Source organism: Mesorhizobium sp. C395A (assembly GCF_030323205.1).
GTDB lineage: Bacteria > Pseudomonadota > Alphaproteobacteria > Rhizobiales > Rhizobiaceae > Mesorhizobium.
This window is the reverse complement of record NZ_CP100473.1, coordinates 6206093-6226913: the sequence shown is the minus strand read 5'-3', so window position 1 is coordinate 6226913 and position 20821 is coordinate 6206093. Positions and strand designations below refer to the sequence as shown.

Annotated in this window: 17 protein-coding genes; 8 read left to right on the top strand and 9 right to left on the bottom strand. The window is 61.8% G+C overall.

Translation table 11 applies throughout. From position 1 onward, the window contains the following. Positions 1–203: 203 nt before the first annotated feature. Positions 204–2174, bottom strand: a complete 1971-nt coding sequence (locus NLY37_RS30035) for an acetoacetate--CoA ligase (protein WP_023740472.1) — start codon at positions 2172–2174, stop codon at positions 204–206. Between the two features lie 364 nt (positions 2175–2538). On the opposite strand from NLY37_RS30035, the gene NLY37_RS30030 reads away from it, so the two are divergent. After that, positions 2539–4392, top strand: coding sequence for an AsmA family protein (locus NLY37_RS30030; RefSeq protein WP_023711774.1), 1854 nt, complete (start codon positions 2539–2541; stop codon positions 4390–4392). A gap of 42 nt (positions 4393–4434) precedes the next feature. Here NLY37_RS30030 and NLY37_RS30025 read toward each other — a convergent pair whose 3' ends face one another. The 7 genes from NLY37_RS30025 to NLY37_RS29995 all read right to left on the bottom strand — a co-directional run bounded on the left by NLY37_RS30025 (position 4435) and on the right by NLY37_RS29995 (position 12562). Continuing rightward, positions 4435–5253 carry an ABC transporter permease gene (locus NLY37_RS30025; RefSeq protein WP_023669326.1) on the bottom strand — a complete coding sequence of 273 codons (819 nt, stop codon included), beginning with the start codon at positions 5251–5253 and terminating at the stop codon, positions 4435–4437. Then, on the bottom strand, positions 5250–6215 hold the full coding sequence (locus NLY37_RS30020) for an ABC transporter permease subunit (protein ID WP_027049422.1): 966 nt from the start codon (positions 6213–6215) through the stop codon (positions 5250–5252). The genes NLY37_RS30025 and NLY37_RS30020 overlap by 4 nt, the downstream gene beginning before the upstream one ends. A 9-nt stretch (positions 6216–6224) precedes the next feature. Continuing rightward, the gene (locus NLY37_RS30015; RefSeq protein WP_023729070.1) at positions 6225–7364 is read right to left on the bottom strand and encodes an ABC transporter ATP-binding protein; all 1140 of its coding nucleotides are present in this window, start codon (positions 7362–7364) and stop codon (positions 6225–6227) included. An 82-nt stretch (positions 7365–7446) separates the two neighbouring features. Beyond that, the gene (locus tag NLY37_RS30010) at positions 7447–8544 is read right to left on the bottom strand and encodes a polyamine ABC transporter substrate-binding protein (RefSeq protein WP_023711775.1); all 1098 of its coding nucleotides are present in this window, start codon (positions 8542–8544) and stop codon (positions 7447–7449) included. A 426-nt stretch (positions 8545–8970) separates the two neighbouring features. Then, a complete protein-coding gene (locus NLY37_RS30005; RefSeq protein WP_023740471.1) occupies positions 8971–9924 on the bottom strand; it encodes a DMT family transporter in 954 nt (317 codons plus the stop codon). 161 nt (positions 9925–10085) lie between these two features. Beyond that, positions 10086–10985: a DUF2167 domain-containing protein gene (locus tag NLY37_RS30000; RefSeq protein WP_031199285.1), complete on the bottom strand. Its 900-nt coding sequence runs from the start codon at positions 10983–10985 to the stop codon at positions 10086–10088. 149 nt (positions 10986–11134) lie between these two features. After that, a complete protein-coding gene (locus NLY37_RS29995) occupies positions 11135–12562 on the bottom strand; it encodes a helix-turn-helix domain-containing protein (protein ID WP_023740469.1) in 1428 nt (475 codons plus the stop codon). 248 nt (positions 12563–12810) lie between these two features. Here NLY37_RS29995 and aceA point away from each other — a divergent pair, with 248 nt between their 5' ends. The 3 genes from aceA to NLY37_RS29980 all read left to right on the top strand — a co-directional run bounded on the left by aceA (position 12811) and on the right by NLY37_RS29980 (position 15135). Further along, entirely contained in the window at positions 12811–14100 is a 1290-nt protein-coding gene (gene aceA, locus NLY37_RS29990) for an isocitrate lyase (protein WP_023740468.1), read from the top strand. Between the two features lie 55 nt (positions 14101–14155). Next, complete coding sequence (locus NLY37_RS29985; RefSeq protein WP_023669318.1) at positions 14156–14398, top strand: SMc00767 family acetate metabolism repressor; 243 nt, start codon at positions 14156–14158, stop codon at positions 14396–14398. Positions 14399–14673: 275 nt separating this feature from the next. After that, a complete protein-coding gene (locus NLY37_RS29980) occupies positions 14674–15135 on the top strand; it encodes a response regulator (RefSeq protein ID WP_023669317.1) in 462 nt (153 codons plus the stop codon). A 30-nt stretch (positions 15136–15165) separates the two neighbouring features. Here the strand turns inward: NLY37_RS29980 and NLY37_RS29975 are convergent, their stop codons facing one another. Beyond that, positions 15166–15867, bottom strand: a complete 702-nt coding sequence (locus NLY37_RS29975) for an HAD family hydrolase (protein WP_031195901.1) — start codon at positions 15865–15867, stop codon at positions 15166–15168. An 88-nt stretch (positions 15868–15955) separates the two neighbouring features. On the opposite strand from NLY37_RS29975, the gene NLY37_RS29970 reads away from it, so the two are divergent. The 4 genes from NLY37_RS29970 to NLY37_RS29955 all read left to right on the top strand — a co-directional run bounded on the left by NLY37_RS29970 (position 15956) and on the right by NLY37_RS29955 (position 20704). After that, positions 15956–16780: a class I SAM-dependent methyltransferase gene (locus NLY37_RS29970; protein WP_023711778.1), complete on the top strand. Its 825-nt coding sequence runs from the start codon at positions 15956–15958 to the stop codon at positions 16778–16780. 29 nt (positions 16781–16809) lie between these two features. Continuing rightward, positions 16810–17751: an ATP-grasp fold amidoligase family protein gene (locus NLY37_RS29965; RefSeq protein WP_023832755.1), complete on the top strand. Its 942-nt coding sequence runs from the start codon at positions 16810–16812 to the stop codon at positions 17749–17751. 102 nt (positions 17752–17853) lie between these two features. Beyond that, entirely contained in the window at positions 17854–19290 is a 1437-nt protein-coding gene (locus NLY37_RS29960) for a glutamine synthetase family protein (RefSeq protein WP_023689329.1), read from the top strand. 127 nt (positions 19291–19417) lie between these two features. After that, positions 19418–20704, top strand: a complete 1287-nt coding sequence (locus tag NLY37_RS29955) for an NAD(P)/FAD-dependent oxidoreductase (RefSeq protein WP_023740466.1) — start codon at positions 19418–19420, stop codon at positions 20702–20704. Positions 20705–20821 lie beyond the last annotated feature (117 nt).

Here is a 20821-nt window from a genome sequence, read left to right as displayed (position 1 = left end):
TGGGATTTGCTGTCACAACGGGGGCTTGAGCGAATCTGATCCTCAGGGGACGAGGAACGGGATTTCTCCCTCAAGTTACGTGCGACTATCGACGCCGGGCCTTAACAACTCCTTACCGGCCGTCCAAAAAATTTACGAATGTGTACCACTCATGAAATCTAGGTAAATTCGACCGACATATCTGGTTAACCATCCCGGCCGCGTCACTCAGCCAGCTGCGGCAGGTTCCTGAACAGCTCCAGCGCCTCTGGATTGGCCAACGCTTCCTTGTTCTTGATGGCGCGGCCATGCACCACGTCGCGCACTGCAAGCTCGGTGATCTTGCCCGATTTGGTGCGCGGAATGTCGCTGACGGCGACGATCTTTGCCGGCACGTGGCGCGGGCTGGCGCCGCTGCGGATCTTGGAACGAATGCGCTTTTCCAGATCCTCGTCCAGCGTCACGCCGGCGGCCAGCCGCACGAACAGCACGACGCGGACGTCATTGTCGAAATCCTGACCGATGCACAGCGCCTCAAGGATTTCCGGCATCTGTTCGACCTGATTGTAGATCTCCGCCGTGCCGATGCGCACACCGCCCGGATTGAGCGTCGCGTCGGAACGGCCGTGGATGATCATGCCGCCATGCGCGGTCCATTCGGCGAAGTCGCCGTGGCACCAAACATTGTCGAAGCGCTCGAAATAGGCGGCCTGGTATTTCTTGCCGTCAGGATCGTTCCAGAAGCCGATCGGCATCGACGGGAACGCTTTTGTGCAGACCAGCTCACCCTTTTGCTCGCGGATCGGCTTGCCGTCATCGTCCCATACATCGACGGCAAGGCCGAGGCCGGGACCCTGGATCTCGCCGGTCCAGACCGGTTGCGTCGGTACGCCGAGCACGAAACAGGAGACGATGTCGGTGCCGCCGGAAACCGAGGCCAGATGCACGTCCTTCTTGATGCCGTCATAGACGAAGCGGAAGTCCTCCGGCGACAGCGGTGAGCCGGTGGAGGAAATCGCCCGCACACTCGACAGATCATGGCTGCGGATCGGCTTGAGCCCGGCCTTGCGTACGGAATCGATGAATTTGGCCGAGGTGCCGAAAAAGGTCATCTTCTCGGCATCGGCGAAGCTGAACAGCACATTGCCGTCGGGGTGGAAGGGCGAGCCGTCATAGAGCAGCAGCGTGGCGCCCGAGGCCAGGCCCGACACCAGCCAGTTCCACATCATCCAGCCGCAGGTGGTGAAGTAGAAGAAGCGGTCGCCTTCGATGAGTCCGGCATGCAGCCGGTGTTCCTTGACATGCTGGACCAGCGTGCCGCCGGCCGAATGGACGATGCATTTGGGAATGCCGGTGGTGCCTGACGAGAACAGGATGTAGAGCGGATGCGCGAACGGCAGCCGCTCGAACGTGACCGCTTTGGCGGTAAAGGGTAACAGCGCCTCTTCGAGCGCCACGGCCTTGTCGATGATCGCTGCGATATCGCGCGAGGTACCGAGATAGTCGACGATCAGGACCTTGCGGACGGTTTCGAGCTTCGCCGCAACGGTAGCGATCTTGTCGGCTACCTCGATTGCCTTGCCATTGTACCAATAGCCGTCCGGCGCAATGAATATGACCGGCTCGATCTGGCCGAAACGGTCGAGCACGCCCTGCTCGCCGAAATCGGGGGAACAGGACGACCAGACCGCGCCGATGGAGGCGGCCGCCAGCATGGCGGCGACGGTTTCCGGCATGTTGGGCATCATCGCCGCGATGCGGTCGCCCTTTTTCACCTTGAGCGACAGGAAAAGCTGCTGAAAGCGCGAGGTCAGCTGGTGCAGTTCGCTCCACGACAGCCGCCGCTCGATCTTGTCCTCGCCGCGAAAGACGATCGCGTCACCGGAACCGGTCTTCTTCAGCAGGTTCTCGGCGAAGTTCAATGTCGCTTCGGGAAAGAACGATGCGCCGGGCATCTTGTCGCCATCGACGAGCACGGGCTCGCCCGCATCGGTCCCTTTGTCGCCGACAATGCCGCAAAAGTCCCACAGCAGGCTCCAGAAGCCCTCGCGATCCTCGACCGACCAGCGGTGCAGTTCGGCGTAGGAGGTGAAGGATGTGCCGCTTTTGGCCGCTGCTGCCTTCATGAACGCGGTCAGTGGTGCTGCGTCGATCTGCTCTTGCGTCGGAGTCCAGAGCGGTGCTTCGGCAGCCATGATCGATCCTCCTTGAAGCCCGTCGCGTCGCAAGATAGATATGCTTTTGTTTTGATGCACGTCGTTGTCCCGGAACCGCTGCACTCTTCCGGGCGACATGCACTAGCCTCAGCTTTACAGGCGCCGCTGTCCCAAAAACGCCGCGCCTCGTAACAGGCTGAAGCTGCATCGCTTATGCCTACCACCGTGCGGCAGAGCAAGATTTTGTTCCGCTAAACTCGGCCATATGTGCGCAATTGCCATCGCCGGGCCATAAAGACTTGAAATGCCTCAGCCCTAAGTCGTAGTGACGGCTGGAAGGCGTGGTGACGACTGGCGGTTACACCCGTCAGGCGTTTATCGGAATGAAAGCAACCGGGGCAATATGCCATCACCTTTGATCCGGCGCGGAATATGGGCGATCGGCGTTGCCGTGCTCGTCATCGCGCTGGTCGTCGCCGCTCTGCCGCTGTTTGCCTCGACCCGGATCGTGCGCGATCGCATCGCCTGGGAGATGAGCGCGTGGAGCGGTTTCAGGGTCACCATCGCCGGTTCGCCGCGCATCGAGGTGTGGCCGAAGTTCCGCGCCATATTGAGCGACGTCACGCTGTCGCAGTGGACCGAGACCGACGCGCCGCCGGTGATCGAGGCCGAACGGGTCGAGGTCGACCTTTCGGCCATGGCGGCGCTGCAGGGCGATGTGGTGTTTTCGACGGCGCGGCTGGTGCGGCCGACGATCCGGGTCCAGCGCGCCGCAAACGGCATATTCCTGCCCGCCATACCAACGGGCGGACGCATCACCCGCTCCATCGACACGGCGCGCGGCGTGGTCAACGCCGATCCGACGAAGCCGGATCTGAGCAAGCTGCCCGCCGATCCGTTCGGCAACGTGGAATTCAGGGACGGCCGCATGGTCGCCTCCGTCGGCGGCAAGGACGTCGAATTGCTGACCAGCCTGTCCGGCCAGGCGAGCTGGGCAGCGATGAACAGCAACGCGACCTTGTCGGCGACCGGAATCTGGCGCGGCGAGAGCGTCACCGTCGATGCCGCCTCGCCCAAGCCGCTGGTGCTGTTTGCCGGCGGCGCCGCACCGGTCACGTTTTCGTTCAAGGCAGCGCCGGCCAGCTTCTCGTTCGACGGCACGGCCAGCATGTCGCAAAACGCCTATTTCGATGGCCAGGCGAAATTCGCCGCGCCGTCGCTGCGGCGCGTGCTGGAATGGTCGCAGGCCGGCATTGCTCCTGGTACGGCGATCGGTTCGGTCTCGATTTCGAGCAAGATCACTGCGACCGCCGGCCGCGTCAAATTCGAAAACACCGCGGTGACGCTCGACAACAACCCGGGAATGGGGGCGCTGGATTTCTCGTTCGGCGACGCCTTGCCGGTGATATCAGGCACACTCGCCTTCGACACGCTCGACCTCAGGTCGCTGTTTTCGGCCTTCACGCCGCTGGCGCCCACCGGTGAAACCGGTCCCGGCGAAATCGACACCAGCTTCGCCGACCGGATCAATCTCGATCTGAGGCTGTCAGCGGCGCATGCCTCGGCCGGCGCAATCCAGCTTGCCGACGTCGCCGCCACGGCGCAGGTGAAGAACGGGCTTGCCGTCTTCGATATCTCCGATGCGTCGGCCTTTGGCGGCAACGTGCAAAGTAGCCTGCGTTTCGACCGCAAACCGGAGGGCTCGCAGGTCGAGATCCGGCTGCTCGCCTCCGACATTGACGGCGCCGCTTTCGGCACCGCGGCCGGAATGACGCGGCTGGTGCCGGCCAGCACCGGCACTGTCTCGGTCATTCTCAAAGGGCCGGGCAAATCCTGGGACTCGATCTTCGAGAACGCGGACGGCTCGGTCTCTGCGACGTTCGGGCCTGGCGCGCTGAGCGGGCTCAATTTGCCGGCATTTCTGAAGCACACGGAACAGGGCGGCTTCTTCGCGCTCGACGACGTCTCGGACGGGACACTGCCGATGGACGGCGCCGAGCTCAAGGCCACCATCTCGAAGGGTGTGGCAAGGCTGGACAAGGCCGAGGCCAATTCGGCGAAATACAAGGTCTGGCTGTCCGGCATCGCCTCTTACGGCGGACGCGGGCTGGCGCTTTCGGGGGGTGTCACCCAGGCCGACCCGGCAGCGGCACCGGTCAATGGCCAGCAGGGATCCAACCAGTCGTCATTCTTCGTCGGCGGCACCTGGAGCACGCCGTTCATCTCGCCGATCAGCCGCGGCGTCTCAGGCGAATAGGCGGACCCTTACCGGGATCGCCCTATCCCTCGTTTGACGCAATCAACCGCGCTGCGCGGCCTGTTCGTCGAGCTGGCGTTGCACCTCACGCCGCTTGTTGGCGACCGAAGCGATGATGACGCCTACCGCCACGACGGCGATCAGGATGGTGCAGGCGGCGTTGATTTCCGGCGTCACGCCGAGACGCACCTGGCTGTAGATCTTCATCGGCAGCGTGGTGGCGCCAGGCCCGGAGGTGAAGGAGGCGATGACCAGGTCGTCAAGCGACAGGGTGAAGGCCAGCATCCAGCCGGAGACGATGGCCGGCATGATGACCGGCAGCGTGATCTGAAAGAAGGTCTTTACCGGCGTTGCGCCGAGGTCCAAGGCAGCTTCTTCCAGCGAACGATCGAACGACACCAGGCGCGACTGCACGACGACAGCCACGAAGCACATGGTCAAGGTGATGTGAGCAAGCGTCACGGTCAGGAAGCCACGGTCGAGACCGACGGCAACGAACAGCAGCAACAGCGACAGGCCGGTGATGACTTCCGGCATGACCAGCGGCGCAAACACCATGCCGGAAAACAGGATGCGGCCGCGGAAGCGGGTGTAGCGGGTCAAGGTCAGTGCTGCCAGCGTGCCGAGCACGGTTGCCACAGTGGCGGAGATGACACCCACACGCGCGGTCACCCAGGTGGCGTCCATCAGCCCCTGATTGTGGAACAGCGAGGCATACCATTTGGTCGAGAAGCCGCCCCAGACGGTGACCAGCTTCGACTCGTTGAAGGAGAAGACGATGAGCAGCACGATCGGCAGATAGAGAAAGGCAAAGCCCAGCACGACCGAGGTGACGTTGAAGCGGCTCCAGGTGGCGTTCATTTGTCCTGCTCCTGGGCGCGTGCCTGGGCCTGCTGGAAGAGCATGATCGGCACGATCAGGAGCAGCAGCAGGATGACGGCGACGGCCGACGACACCGGCCAGTCACGGTTGGCGAAGAATTCATTCCACAAGGTCTTGCCGATCATCAGCGTCTGCGAGCCGCCGAGCAGATCGGGAATGACGAACTCGCCAACCGCTGGAATGAACACCAGCAGGCAGCCGGCGATGACCCCGGGCAGCGACAGCGGGAACGTGATCTTCCAGAAGGCTGATGTCGGCGGGCAGCCGAGATCCTTTGCCGCCTCGATCAGCGAGTAATCCATCTTTTCCAGCGACGAATAGAGCGGCAGCACCATGAATGGCAGGTAGGAATAGACGATGCCGATGAAGATCGCCGTGTAAGTGTTGAGGATGATCAGTGGCTGATTGATGATGTGCAGCGACAACAGCAGCTGATTGAGCAGACCCTCGGGCTTGAGGATGCCGATCCAGGCATAGACGCGGATCAGGAACGACGTCCAGAACGGCAGGATAACCAGCATCAGCAAGGTCGGACGGATCGTCGCCGGCGCGCGGGCCATGCCGTAGGCGATCGGGAAGCCGACGAGCAAGGTCAGGATCGTCGAGACAGCAGCGATGATAACACTGGTCACGTAGGCTTTGAAGTAAAGCGCGTCCTGCGTTAGCCAGACATAATTGTCGACGCTGAGTTCGCGGAAGCGGACAAAGAACCCGGACATGCCGTCCCTGAAATCGAGCGCCGGCGTGTAGGGCGGCATGGCGATCGCCGACTGCGACAGCGAAATCTTGAAGACGATGATGAACGGGATGAAGAAGAAGAACAGCAGCCAGAGATAAGGCACGATGATGACGAGCCGGCTGACAAAGCCGGCACCGAGCCGCATCAGGAACGGTTTGGCCGCGGCCGATGGACCGGCGTCGGTGAGTGCAATGTTGGACATGGCCGCCCCCTACCGTGTCAGCACGACGCCGGCATCCGGCCGGAAGGAGACCCAGGCGCGGTCGTTCCAGGTCAGCGGGTCCTCGGTGACTCGCGCCGCGTTGAGCGCGCTTGCCCTGATGATCTGCCCGTCATCCAGCCGGATGTGGTAGACGGTCATGTCGCCGAGATAGGCAACGTCGTAGACCTCGCCCTCAAGCGCATTGACGGCGTCGGCCGGTTTCGTCGACGACACCTTGATCTTCTCCGGCCTGATGGCGAAGACGATGTCGGAACCGGCCTTTGTATCGGTGCTGTTTTCGACGACGATCTGGGCCCCTGTCGCGCCGGTGATGCGCGTGGTGTTTGCCGCACGCTCGGCGACCTTGCCCTCGAACATGTTCACATTGCCGACGAAGTGGGCAACGAAGCGCGAACTGGGGGCTTCATAGACTTCCGCCGGCGTCGCCACCTGCATCACCTCGCCCTTGTCGATGATGGCGATGCGGTCGGCCATGGTCATCGCCTCTTCCTGGTCGTGGGTGACGACGACGAAAGTGAGCCCGAGATTTTGCTGCAGGTCCATCAGCTCGAACTGCGTTTCCTCGCGCAGCTTCTTGTCGAGCGCGCCGAGCGGTTCGTCGAGCAGCAGCACTTTCGGCCGCTTGGCGACCGAGCGGGCGAGTGCGACGCGCTGGCGCTGCCCGCCGGAGAGCTGGTGCGGCTTGCGCTTGGCGAACTGCTCGAGCTTGACCAGCTTCAGCATCTCGGCGACGCGCTTTTCGATATCCGGTCCCGGCATGCCTTCCTGCTTGAGGCCGAAGGCAATGTTCTTTTCCACCGTCATATGCGGGAACAGCGCATAGGACTGGAACATCATGTTGACCGGGCGGCGATAGGGCGGGATGCCGCGCAAATCCTGGCCGTCGAGAAGGATACGGCCGGCGGTCGGCTCCTCAAAGCCGGCAAGCATCCTGAGCAAAGTCGACTTTCCGCAACCGGACGCGCCGAGCAGGGCGAAGAACTCGCGCTCGAAAATGGTCAGCGATAGATTGTTGACGGCTGTGAAGTCACCGAACTTCTTGGTGACGTTCTCGAACTGAATGTATGGCTTGGCATTCGGATCAGTCCAAGGCGCAAAATCCCTGCGGATGCTGCCAAGCGATTTCATGTCCCACTCCGTCCTGTTTTTTTGCTTCTTGCCCCAGAGAAGAATGGTCCCGGCAGATGACTGCCGGGACCAGTCGCGTTGCTTACTGGCCGGTGACGATCTTGGTCCAGCTGCGCGTGATCAGGCGCTGGGTCTTGGGATCGTAGGGCTGGACCGTATAGAGTTTCTTCAGGGTCTCGGCGTCCGGATAGACAGCCGGGTCATCCAACAGTGCCTTGTCGACGAACTGCTGCGAAGCCTTGTTGCCGTTGGCGTACAGCACATAGTTGGACGACTTGGCGATCACTTCCGGCTTCATCATGTAGTTGAGAAATTCGAGTGCCTCGGCGGCATGCGGCGCATCGGCGGGAATCGCCATCTGGTCGAACCACATCTGGGCGCCTTCCTTGGGCACGGAATAGCCGATCTCGACGCCTTGCTTGGCCTCGACCGCGCGGTTGCGTGCCTGGAAGACGTCACCCGACCAGCCGACCGCCAAACAGATATCGCCGTTGGCGAGCGCATTGATGTATTCGGACGAATGGAATTTGCGGATATACGGCCGCACCTTCAGCAACGTCTCCTCGGCCTTGGCGATGTCGTCAGGTGAGGTGCTGTTCGGATCGAGGCCGAGATATTTGAGCGCCGCCGGGATGATGTCGGCCGGCGAGTCCAGCACATAGACGCCGCAGTCCTTCAGCTTGGCCAGGCTGTCGGGATTGAAGAACACATCCCAGCTGTCGATCTTGTCGGTGCCGAGTGCAGCCTTCACCTTCTTGATGTTGTAGCCGATGCCGACCGTGCCCCACATGTAGTTGATCGAATATTCGTTGCCCGGATCGTATTTGGCGGTGCGCTCCGAAACCGTGTCCCACATGTTGGAAATGTTGGGCAGCTTCGACTTGTCGAGCTTCTGGAACACGCCGGCCTGGATCTGGCGGGCCAGGAAGTTGCCGCTGGGCACGACGACGTCATAGCCGCTGCCGCCGGCAAGCAGCTTGGTTTCGAGGATTTCATTGGAATCGAAGGTGTCGTAGACGACCTTGATGCCGGTCTCCTTAGTGAAGTCGTCAATGATCGAACTGTCGATGTAATCCGACCAGTTGAAGACGTTGACGACGCGATTCTCGGCATGGCCGCCAACGGCGAAAAGCGTCAGAAATGCCGAGGTTGCCGAAAGCCAGAGCGCTTTGCGGATCATGCTGTTCTCCTTTGATGAGTGTTCCTTCGCCAAGTCGTCGCTGTTCGAGCGCGATTGGGCATTTGCTTCAGAGTATTGAGCTTTCCGGGCAGCCACAAGCATGAACTGCCAGCGCCGTCCGGGCGGTTCGACGAGCGGCAGATGATGGCTCTGTGTGCCCGCATGGCGGGCGCGGTGACGCCGTCAGAGGCTTTCGCCGCGGCGCTGGCAGGGATACGACGCTGTGGTCCGGTCTTGGTCCGACCGGCGGGGACACTTGGCAAGATAAGCCTGTCTTGTTGTTGCCGTGCCCCAGCCTGCCCGTGCCGCAGCAAGGTTGTCAATGGCCCGCGCGGGGAAGCTCGGTCAATAGGGGCGTGCGGCTTCGCTAATTGGGGAAAGACGGGTGTAATTAGGGAAGACGGGCTCAACCAAGGGAAAGGCGGGTCAATTAGGGGATGGCAGGCCAGTGGTCCCCGGCCGTGCAGGCCTCGCCTGGCGCTTGAATTCAAGCGCGATATGGACGAGCAGCGCGGCGACCACCACCGCGCCGCCGATGATGGTGCGCACCGAGGGCACCTCGCCATGAACGAGCCAGACCCAGATCGGTCCGATGATCGGCTCGAACGTGCCGAGGAGTGCTGCGATCGCCGCCGGAACCAGCCTCGCGCCGGTGGCGAAGAAGGCAAGGCCCAGGCCGAGATTGATAACGCCGAAGGCAAACAGGAAAGCCATGTCGTGGGTCGACGTGGCAAACTGCGTGGCTTGCGATGCGGCGAAAGCCGCTGCCAGCATCGTACCGAGGCACGTCGCCGGCGTCATGCGCACATGGGCGAAGCGCCGGGTGATGACGGTGGCAATCGAGAACATGACGGCGATCAGCAGCGACAGCCCGTCGCCAATGGGCGATACGGCGCCGTCGAGCGATTCCGACACCATGATGGCGACGCCGGCGATGACGGCGGCGATCGCCACCCAGGTCGCGATGGCGACGCGTTCGCGAAACAGCACCCAGGCAAGCAATGCCGCCAGCAGCGGCACACCGGCCTGCATCAACAGGATATTGGCAACGGTGGTGTAGGCGAGCGCGACAACGAAGCACGTCGACGCCGTGGCGAAACAGACGGCCACGGCAAGGCCGGGCAGGCCCATGTCGCGAAACAGCCGCAACATGCCGCGCCAGCCGTCGCGCCAGGCCATGAAGCAAATCAGGAACACAGCCGCCCACAGCGATCGCCAGAACACCACGGTCCAACTGTCAGCGGTGTCGATGAAGCGGGCGATGGTGCCGCCAAAGCTCCACATCAGCGCCGACAGGAACACCAGCAGCAAGCCGACCCGCTCTTCGCGAGGCGAGACGATCGGCGGTGCGGCGATTGGAGAAGATGCGGTATCGGTCATGGGGTGCGACTGTCGGCTATCTCGGGGCGGCATGATGCACAATGGACGACAGAAACGTGCCGTATTCGCCTAGCGCATAGGCTACCGCCGGACGTGATCCAGCCCGGCATTCCCTTTGGCGCACCGCCAACCGGCAGCCATACGGGCAAACACCGCCGTTTCTAGGACGTGCCCTTGTTGCCGCGGATAAAGCGCCAAAGACCGGCCAACGGTACCAGCAGCAGAATGCCGAACTTTTTCAGGGCGATGACCGCGACCGCAATCAGGCCGGCCTTTGCCGCGAGTTTTCCGGCGATGAGGCCGCCAATGCCAACCGCGGCGACCGTGTCGGTGCCGGGCAGAAAATCGGTGTATTTCTTGCCGGTGTTGAAGTCCGCCACGCCCAGCACTTCGTCCAGGCTCTGCTTGATCTCCGGCAATTGTTCAACCGTAGCGATGTAGCTCATCACGAAGACGCCTTCCCGGCCGAGGAAACGGACGTCGTAATTGAGCGTGTGGACGGTATCGTCTCCGAACTGCAGTTCCTTGGCCCAGTGCAGCCGCTTGTGGACGAAATCATAGACCGGCGGCGAGGCCCAGCCGATTAGCTTGATCGGGGGAAAGCCGTCCTTTACCCGCTGATCGTTGGCCGACAATGTGTCCGCCTGCATGCTGCTCAGCAGTTCGGTGTAGTCGATGGATGCGGCGTCGGCGTCATCGACATGGCCGATCTTTTCATAGCGCAATTCGATGCCCCAACCGTTGCCGGCGATGGGCTCGTACTTGGCCGGGAAGATCATGCCGATTGCTTCGGACGCGGTATCAGGCGGATTGCCCCAGGCCTCGGTCAGGACGGACGTCGCGTCCTTCTTGCCCAGAAAATAGAACTTGTCCTTGAGATCGAGATGGATGCCTTCGGGAAGGTCGACCGCGCCGGTCTTTGGATCGATTTTGTCCAGGAATGCCTTGCCGTCGTCACTATACTGTTGATAGTCCTTGAAGAATTCCGAGGATTTTTCTGCCAGAACAGGCCCCGCCAAAAGGGCAAGCGCCACGCCAAGCCACAAAGCTTTCCTGTTCATAAGCCGTCCCCCCTTGGCTGCCCTGCAGCTCACCTTCGATAGCGCAGCGCCGATGCTTAATCAATATTTGGTTCGGCGATGGTTCGGGCCGCGCTGTATTGATTAGCGCAAACAGCTGCAGTCTTCCGCGACCTCAAGCCCGAGAAGCATCACTGGAAATCGAAAGCGCTCAGGCCCGTCACCATCTCGTCGAGGCCCAGCGGACGGGTCACCGGCGGCTCGGCGCGGGCGAGGCAGCCGATGCGTTCGCACAGCCGGCAAGCGGGACCGACCGGCGTGGCGGCGCCCTGTCCGGCCTTTGCCGGCAGCCCGGCGCCATAGACGATCTCGTCGCGAAAGCCGATATCGCAGCCCAACAGCAGCGCGGTGCGGCGCGGACGCTCGGAGAACGAACCCTGCGGCCCTTCGAGCGTGCGTGCGATGCAGAGGAACTCGGCGCCGTCGGGCATTTCCACCGCCTCCACCAGGATTTGGCCAGGCGAAGCGAAAGCGGCATGGACCGGCAGTTTCGGGCAGCCGCCGCCAAAGCGGCTTTGCGGAAAGCCCTGGCCGCCGGCCTTGCGGAAGCGGTTGCCGGCATTGTCGACCTCGAGCATGAAGAACGGGACCCCGGACAAGCCAGGACGCTGCAGCATGGTCAGGCGGTTCGCCGCCTGTTCGAAGGAGACGCCGAAACGCGAGCGCAGCACATCGATATCGTAACGAGCCCGCACGGCGGCGGCATGAAAGGCCTGATAGGGCATCATCAAGGCATTGGCGGCGTAGCGGCCGAACTCGAAGCGGGCGAGCCGGCGGGCTTCGTCCGTACCGAGCTTCAGCGCCTGAATTTCGCCGGCGATCGCGACCGTCATGCGGATCAGGCAGGCCTCCATGGCGACTTCGCGCAACTGGTCGAACGGCGACAGCCGCTCCGATAGAAAAAGACGCTGCGAATGACGGTCATAACGGCGGCGCCAGTTCGGCATGGTGGCGACCGGCAGCACTTTAACGACAATGCCATACTCGCGCTTCAGCCACGCCTTCAGCGCGCCGAACAGATCGTCGCCGGGGTCGAGCACCGAGGTGAAGGCCTCGGCCTCTTCCTCCAGTGCTGCAAAATGGTTCGGCCGGCGCTCGAAAATCTCGTGCACTTCGTCGATCGGCAGCCGCGCACCGGACAGCGCCGTGGCGCGGCCCTCGCGCGCCAGAAGCTCGTTGAGATCGGACAGCCGCTCGGCCTGCTCGCGGTAAGCGCGAAACAGTTTTATCATCGCAGCCGATGCGTTGGGGGCTGCCTCGGCCAGTTCGATCAGTTCCTGGTCGCCCGGCAGCTCACCGGCAAGCAGCGGGTCGCCGAACACTTCCTTCAAGGCCGAGATCGACCCTCTCGCCTCACCCTGCAATTCATGCGGGTCGACCTTGTAGACAGAGGCCAGCTTCAGGATCAGTTGCACCGTCAGCGGCCGCTGGTTGCGCTCGATCAGGTTGAGATAGGACGGCGAGATGCCGAGCCCCTCGGCCATCGCCGTCTGGGTCAGGCCTCTGGCGATGCGGATGCGGCGGATGCGCGGCCCGGCGAATATCTTCTGGTCGGCCATCGGCTTTCCTTGACAGGAATTTACACGACTTGCGAGCGATGAACGGCGCACCATCTTTTACAATCATGACAGATTTACCGCGATAAGCAGTCAAACACAACACAGGTTTTCTCTTATTTTCTACCAGAAATAGCGGTTTTCCTCGCTCTCGTCGCGGCGCAGTGTAAATGATGTCACACACAGACGACGCACACTGTCCCAGGGCGCGGCGTTTCAAGACACTGACATCGATTGATCTGGAGTGACCAATGACTGATTTTTACAATCTTGTCCCATCCGCGCCCGAAGGCCGCTTCGACGGCATCGAACGAGCCTATTCGCCGGACGATGTGAAGCGGCTGCGCGGGTCGGTCCAGATACGCCAGAGTCTTGCCGAAATGGGCGCCAACCGGCTGTGGAAGCTCATCCACGAGGAAGACTTCGTCAATGCACTCGGCGCCATGTCGGGCAACCAGGCGATGCAGCAGGTGCGTGCCGGGCTGAAGGCAATCTATCTCTCGGGCTGGCAGGTCGCCGCCGACGCCAACACCGCGTCGGCCATGTATCCGGACCAGTCGCTCTATCCCGCCAATGCGGCGCCCGAACTGGTCAAGCGCATCAACCGCACGCTGCAGCGCGCCGATCAGATCGAGACCTCGGAAGGCAACGGCCTGTCGGTCGAAACCTGGTTCGCGCCGATCGTCGCCGATGCCGAGGCCGGCTTCGGCGGACCGCTCAACGCCTTCGAGATCATGAAGGCGTTCATCGAGGCGGGCGCTGCCGGCGTCCACTATGAGGACCAGCTGGCCTCTGAGAAGAAGTGCGGCCATCTCGGCGGCAAAGTGCTGATCCCGACCGCCGCGCATATCCGCAACCTCAACGCGGCGCGTCTGGCGGCCGACGTGATGGGCACGCCGACGCTAGTCGTGGCACGCACCGATGCGGAAGCGGCAAAGCTTCTGACCTCCGACATTGACGAGCGCGACCAGCCTTTCGTCGACTACGATGCCGGCCGCACGGTTGAAGGCTTCTACCAGGTCAGGAACGGCATCGAACCGTGCATCGCGCGCGCCATTGCCTATGCGCCGCATGCCGACCTGATCTGGTGCGAAACATCCAAGCCCGATCTGGCGCAGGCCAAGAAATTCGCCGAAGGCGTGCGCAGGCATCATCCGGACAAGCTGCTCGCCTATAATTGCTCGCCGTCGTTCAACTGGAAGAAGAACCTCGACGACGCGACGATCGCCAAGTTCCAGCGCGAGCTCGGCGCCATGGGCTACAAGTTCCAGTTCATCACATTGGCCGGGTTCCACCAGCTCAATTTCGGCATGTTCGAGCTGGCCCGCGGCTACAAGGCGCGGCAGATGGCCGCCTATTCCGAGCTGCAGGAAGCCGAGTTCGCGGCCGAAGTCCACGGCTACACCGCGACCAAGCACCAGCGCGAGGTCGGCACCGGTTATTTCGACGCCGTGTCGATGGCGATCAGCGGCGGCCAGTCCTCGACCACCGCCATGCATGAATCGACCGAGCACGCGCAGTTCAAACCGGCGGCGGAATAACAGAAAACAACCAGAGGAAACGCCCAACAGGGCAAAGGGACATAGGAGAAGAAAAATGGCATCGATAAGCCGCGTCAAGGAACGTGCAGAAGAGCAGTCGACCACGATGAGCGTCGACCAGCAGGCGACGATCCGCATGCTGGCCAACGACCTGCACAGGCTCAATCAATCGGTGATGAAGGCAGTCGAGGCCGGCGTCTCGGTGGAACTGGTGCGCTCGGCCCGGCATCATGGCGGCGACGGCAATTGGGGCGACCTGCTGATCCCGGTGATCGTCACGCAGAAGAGTCACGGCTGATCTTCCCTAACGGAAGCTTTGTGCTTGTGGAACCTATGAACCCCGCCGCTCACTGGCCGATTTCAACGTCACCCGCGGGTTTTCAGCGCGGGTGACTTTTGATTTTGAGCGTAAACTTAACTACAGTTCGAAAACAGACCTTGTCTCGGGGTTTAATATTTCCGGCTATATTTCGCAGGTCCGTCATTTCAGCTTGACATGGCGGGCGATCTCACGCCAATTGGCTCTCGGATTTCAACCCTGCATTGAAGCAGCGCCGAGTGCCCGCCCCGCCCATGTGCCCTGTGAACCGCGAGACCGACACCGCCAAACATCTGAATTCGTCAAGCAGGGACGCGAACTCCGAGATATCAACGGATTTCTCCCACGTGCTGGTCGTTGGAAAATCGCCGATCAACCGGGTGGTGGTGTCGAAGATCGTCGAGAAGTCCGGACTGAAGCCGATCTCCGAGTCGCCCGAAATGGCGGCCAAGACATTGCGAACCCTCATTCCGGGCGCCGTCGTTCTCGATGGCGGCCCCGACAACGAGGACTGCCGCGCGCTGATGGCGGCCATCGACGCCTTGCGGCGGACATCTGGGCGGTCGCTCCCCAAGGTGATCCTGCTTTCAACCAAGACCGGCACGCCCGACAGCCTGGGCCTGTCGAGCGTGGTCGATGTGGTGGTAACCAAGCCGATCACCACCGAAAGGCTACAGCCGGTGGTCGACCGGCTGATCAGTCTCGGGCGCGGCTGATCGCAATCCGCCCGAACGCGTGCGGGGCGGTCAGCCTTCCTTGCCGATGCTCTCGATCAAAGCCGGCAGTTCGCCAAGATCGACAATCTGGCGGAAGCGCGGTGCTGCCACCGGCGGTTCGACATGTTCGAGCACCCAGGTGAGTTCGTGCGGGATGTACACACCCCAGCTCCCGGCCTCGAGGGCCGGCACCACGTCCGACTTGAGCGAATTGCCGACCATCATGCTGGTCTGCGGGCTGCCGTGACGGCCAAAGATCCTGGCATAGGTGGCGGCGCTCTTGTCGCTGACGATCTCGACGGCATCGAACAGGTCGCCAAGGCCGGACGCCGCCAGCTTGCGCTCCTGGTCGAACAGATCGCCCTTGGTGATCAGCACCAGATGGTAGGCGCCGGCGAGCCTTTCCACGGTCTCACGCGCATGCGGCAACGCCTCGACAGGATGGCCGAGCATATCGCGGCCGGCAGCCAGGATTTCGGCGATGGTCGAGGCCGGAACGCGGCCCTCGGTCAAGTCGATCGCAGTCTCGATCATCGACAAGGTAAAGCCCTTGATGCCGAAGCCGTAGACGGCGAGGTTGCGCTTCTCGGCCTCCAGCAGCCGCGCCGAGATGTGCTCGGCCTCGCCATGATCGGCGAGCAGGGCTGCAAAGTGCTTCTCGGTCAGGCGGAAGAACTGTTCGTTCTGCCACAGCGTGTCGTCGGCGTCGAAGCCGATAGTGGTCAGGGGCATGGTCGACTGTCCCGTTTCAAGTGAAGGCAGTGATGTAGACGTTGTCGCCGCGCACTGCTAGCTACGGCAAGGGGAATGGTGGGCAACAATGCCGGAATTGGGCGCCTGGAAGCGTGAACTGGAGCAAATTCTGAGCTCCTTGCCAGGTCGCGCTCCGACCGAACTCATAAATGCCATCCGAGATCTTGGCATCGCCATGGGACACGATACCGGCGAGGCGTTGCTTGAAACCTACCCGGAGATCCTTTCGCACCGACCGGCGCTGACCGCCGCATTCGGCAAGATGGTGCAGGCGCAAGATGCCGCCGAGATCAGGCAGATGCTGGATCAGGACCTGAGCGGTCCGGCATCGTTCAGACAGATCGCAGCGGGGAAAACAAGCATCGGCGTGCTGTCATCAAAGGATGCCTATAACCGCCTCGACGAAGTCTTCGATCATGTCGATTTCAATAATTGCCGCCGCGCTGTCATGGTCGGCTGCGGCGGGCGACCGTTCACCATGTTCCGTATTCACGACCAGACAACTGTCCCTGAGATCATCGGCCTCGACATCGTTCCCGAAGCCGTCGAAACGGCAAACAGGCTCGCCGCCAAGCTCAGCTATGCGCGCATGCGGGCCGAGCTGTGCGACGGATGCGATTATGATTACAGCGACGCTCAGGTTGTCTATGTCGCGAGCATGGTTTCGCCTAAGGCAGCTGTCGTGTCTCGTATCGCCGATACCGCGGCCGAGACTGTGCAGATCGTTTTGTGGGAGCCTGTTTCGCTAGGCAGGCTTTGGGCTGAAAATGCGGAACGCACACTTGACCCTCGGCTAGAGGTCATCGGCCGCACGAGCATCTCGCGAAACATGACCAGAGACGTGTTCGTCGCCCGACGAGACGGTTCATCTTCGACCCGGCAGCTGGGCTGATCGTGTCGGCTCTTGGAAAGAGCGATCGAGTGATCCTCGCCCTGGCGCGGGCATGGTGCCTGGTGCGCCATCCCATGATTTGCAAACGCACATTCGACCATAGCGGCATGCTGCCGGATCCGGCGAGACCGGCTTCCTATGCAGACAAGTTCCTGTGGCGAAAGCTTTTCGATCACAATCCGTTTTTCACGACAGCTTGCGACAAGCTCGCCTCGAAAACCTACGCTTTGTCCACCTGCCCCGAACTAAAGACTGCCGAGGTCCTATGGTCCGGGGAAGACGCAACAAAGATTCCGGCGGAGGTTCTTGCCGGCAATGTCATGGTGAAGGCCAATCATGGCTGCCGCTGGAACATGATGGTGCGCAACGGTGAGGTGGACAGAGCCAGGCTGCGCCGGCGTACAGCTCGCTGGATGCGCCGTCGCTACGGCAGGAAATTCGGCGAATGGGGCTACAAGTACGCCAGCAGGCGCATCCTTGTGGAAGAGATGCTCCTTCAGGACAGTCAGCCTGTCGCTTTGGAGTACAAATTCCACGTGTCCAACGGGACGACGGCCTATGTCTATGCCGCACGTCGGGATGAGCACGGCAACGAACAGAAATGTCATTTCGACCGGGACGGAACCTATGCGCCGCCACCGCCAGGCAGCGGCCCCCAGTGGGTCCGGATCGACCTGCCGGCATCCTTCCCGCGCATGCTTGCCATCGCCGAGCGGCTGACCGTGCCGTTCGATCACATGCGTTGCGATTTCTACGAAATCGACGGCGCGATCTTCTTTTCCGAATTCTCGGTCTATCCGCTATCCGGCAAAGGCATCATCAACACAAGGCTCAGGGATCTGTGCGCAGACAGCTGGGACCTCAGCCAATCCTGGTTCCTGACCGCGCCGCAAAGCGGATGGCGCAGGCTCTATGCCGGTGCCTTGCGCAGATGGCTGGATGCAAATGCGCTGCCCGGCAAGGCCGTCTGACAGAGGCCGTCCAGCCTCGTTGCCGCACCTATCGGGCCGGCTCCCCTTCCCTTCCATCACCGGCAACAGCTATACTGTGATAATTGCAACCCAAACTGGTGAATGATGCCGCCTGCGAAAAAGGAAGTCCGTCCGTCGACCCGCGGAGGACGCGTCCGAACGCCTGCCTTCGTGAAAAATCAACGCGGCGTGAAGAACTGGAAGGAAGTCAGCGCTTGGCTGGAATGGCGCGGCATCGAAGACATAGAATGCATCACGCCTGATCAGGCTGGCGTCGCGCGCGGCAAGATGATGCCGTCGAAGAAATTCACTTCCAACACCTCGCTGGCGCTGCCATCGGCAGTGTTCATGACGACGATTTCGGGCGGCTATCCCGAGGATGGCAACGGTTTCCACTATCCGGAGGATGATGGCGACCTGAAGCTTATGCCGGATCTGTCGACGTTGACCGTCGTGCCGTGGGAAGAAGACCCGACGGCCGCCGTCATCTGCGACCTCGTCCATCAGGATGGCCGTTCGGTCGAGTTCACGCCGCGCAACGTCCTGAAGCGCGTGGTAGCAGCCTATGACAAGCGCGGGCTGAAGCCGGTGGTGGCGCCCGAGATCGAATTCTATCTGGTGCGCAAGAACCCCGACCCGGATTATCCGCTGACCCCACCCGTCGGGCGTTCCGGACGGGCAATCGGCGGCGGCGCCGGCTATTCGATCGCCGGCGTCAACGAGTTCGACGAACTGATCGACGACATCTACCATTTCTCCGAAAGCCAGGGCCTGGAGATCGACACGCTGATCCACGAGGAAGGCGCCGGCCAGCTCGAGATCAATCTGCGTCACGGCGATCCGGTCGAGCTCGCCGACCAGGTGTTCATGTTCAAACGCACCATCCGCGAGGCAGCGCTGAAGCATGAGATCTATGCCACCTTCATGGCCAAGCCGATCCAGGGCCAGCCAGGTTCTGCCATGCACATCCACCAGTCGATCATCGACAAGAAGACCGGGCTGAATATCTTTTCGGCGAAGGACGGCTCGGAAACCGACCACTTCTTCCATTTCATCGGCGGCATGCAGAAGCATGTGCCGAACGCGCTGGTGATGTTTGCCCCTTACGTCAATTCCTACCGCCGGCTGACGCAGTCGGCCTCGGCGCCGGTCAACAACAAATGGGGCTATGACAACCGCACCACGGCGTTCCGCGTGCCGCGCTCGGATCCGGCGGCGCGGCGTGTCGAAAACCGCATCCCGTCTTCCGACGCCAACCCCTATCTGGCGCTGGCGGCCTCACTTGCCTGCGGGCTGATCGGCATCACCAACAAGATCAAGGCCGAGCCTCCGGTGCTGACCACCGCAAACGCCGATGAGATCGACCTGCCACGAGGCCTGCTCGAAGCCGTCGATCTTTTCGAAGGCGACGAGGAACTATGCGCTCTTCTGGGCAAGTCCTTCGCCGCAACCTATGCAGCGATCAAGCGGGCGGAGTTCGAGACCTTCATGGAAGTGATCAGCCCGTGGGAGCGGGAGTATCTGTTGCTCAACGTGTGAGCGGCGACTTCGTCGTGTGAATGGTGAATAGTGAATGGTGAGTAGTTTCATATTGGATGGATGAGCGCAGACGTCGTGCGTCTCGCAGCCATTCACCATTCACCATTCACCATTGGCTGGTGTCCCCATGCCTTACCAATCACCTATCTCCCCCGGTCGCTCCTGGTACGAAGACACAGCCGGACCACGCCCTGAGTACCCTGCCCTGGACGGCGACCGCAGCTGCGACGTCGTCGTCGTCGGCGGTGGCTTCACCGGGCTGTCGGCGGCCGCTCATTTGGCGAAGGCGGGAGCCGACGTCGTTCTGATCGAGGCGCATCGCTTCGGCGACGGCGCTTCAGGGCGCAATGGCGGCCAGCTCGGCACGGGCCAGCGCGCCTGGGCCGAAGAGATGGAGGCCGAATACGGCTTCTCCCGCGCCAAGGCGCTGTTCGACCTTGCCGAGGAGGCGAAAGCGCACCTGCTCGAATTCGCCGCCGTCAACCAGATCGACATCGACTATATGCCCGGCCAGTTGTCCGTGGCGCACAAGCCGCGTTATCTCGACGACTACAAGGCGCATGCCGAGATCATGGCGGGCCGCTTCAATTATCCGCACATGGCCTTCATGGATGCCAGGGAAACGGCCGAACGGCTGGGCTCCACACGCTACTTCGGCGGCACCCGCGACACCGGCACCGGACACATCCACCCGATGAAGCTGGTGATCGGCACGGCAAAGGTCGCGGCAGCGGCCGGCGCGCACCTGTTCGAGCAGACACTATCGACCGGTGTTACCTCCAGCGGCGGCAAGGTCAGGGTGACGACTTCGAGAGGAACCATCACCGCCCAGAAATGCCTGATCGGTGTAAATGCCTATGGCGGCACGCTCGAGCCGGTGAGTGCCGCGCACATCATGCCCATCGGTTCCTTCATCGGCGCGACGGTGCCGCTGGGCGTCGATTCGAAAGTGCTGCCGGGCGGCGAGGCGGTCGACGATTCGCGTTTCGTCGTGCGTTATTTCCGCAAATCCAGGGATGGAAGGCTGCTGTTCGGCGGGCGCGAGGTCTATGGCGTCAACGATCCGAAGGACATCCATGTCCATATCCGCCGGCAGATAGCCGAGCTTTATCCGGAACTGAGCGATGTCGAGATCACCCATGGCTGGGGCGGCTATGTCGGCATCACCATGCCCAGGAAACCGTTCGTGCGCGAGGTGATGCCCAATGTGATCTCGGCCGGAGGCTATTCCGGCCACGGCGTGATGCTGTCGAACTTCTTCGGCAAGCTCTATGCCCAGACCGCCGCCGGCAACCGCGACAGACTGAAGCTGATCGAGGACCTGAACATCCCGGCTTTTCCCGGCGGCCGGCGATTTAGAACGCCATTATTGTTCTTGGCACTGAACTGGTTTTCCCTGAGGGACCGAATATAGAGAAAGTATCTCATATCGGCCGTGGCTGGTACTGAGCTGATTCTATTGAGCTGTTGGTTGCCGCAGCGAGACGTTGCAGAATCCTTAACAAGAGCGCACAATTCCCCTGAGGGCGCA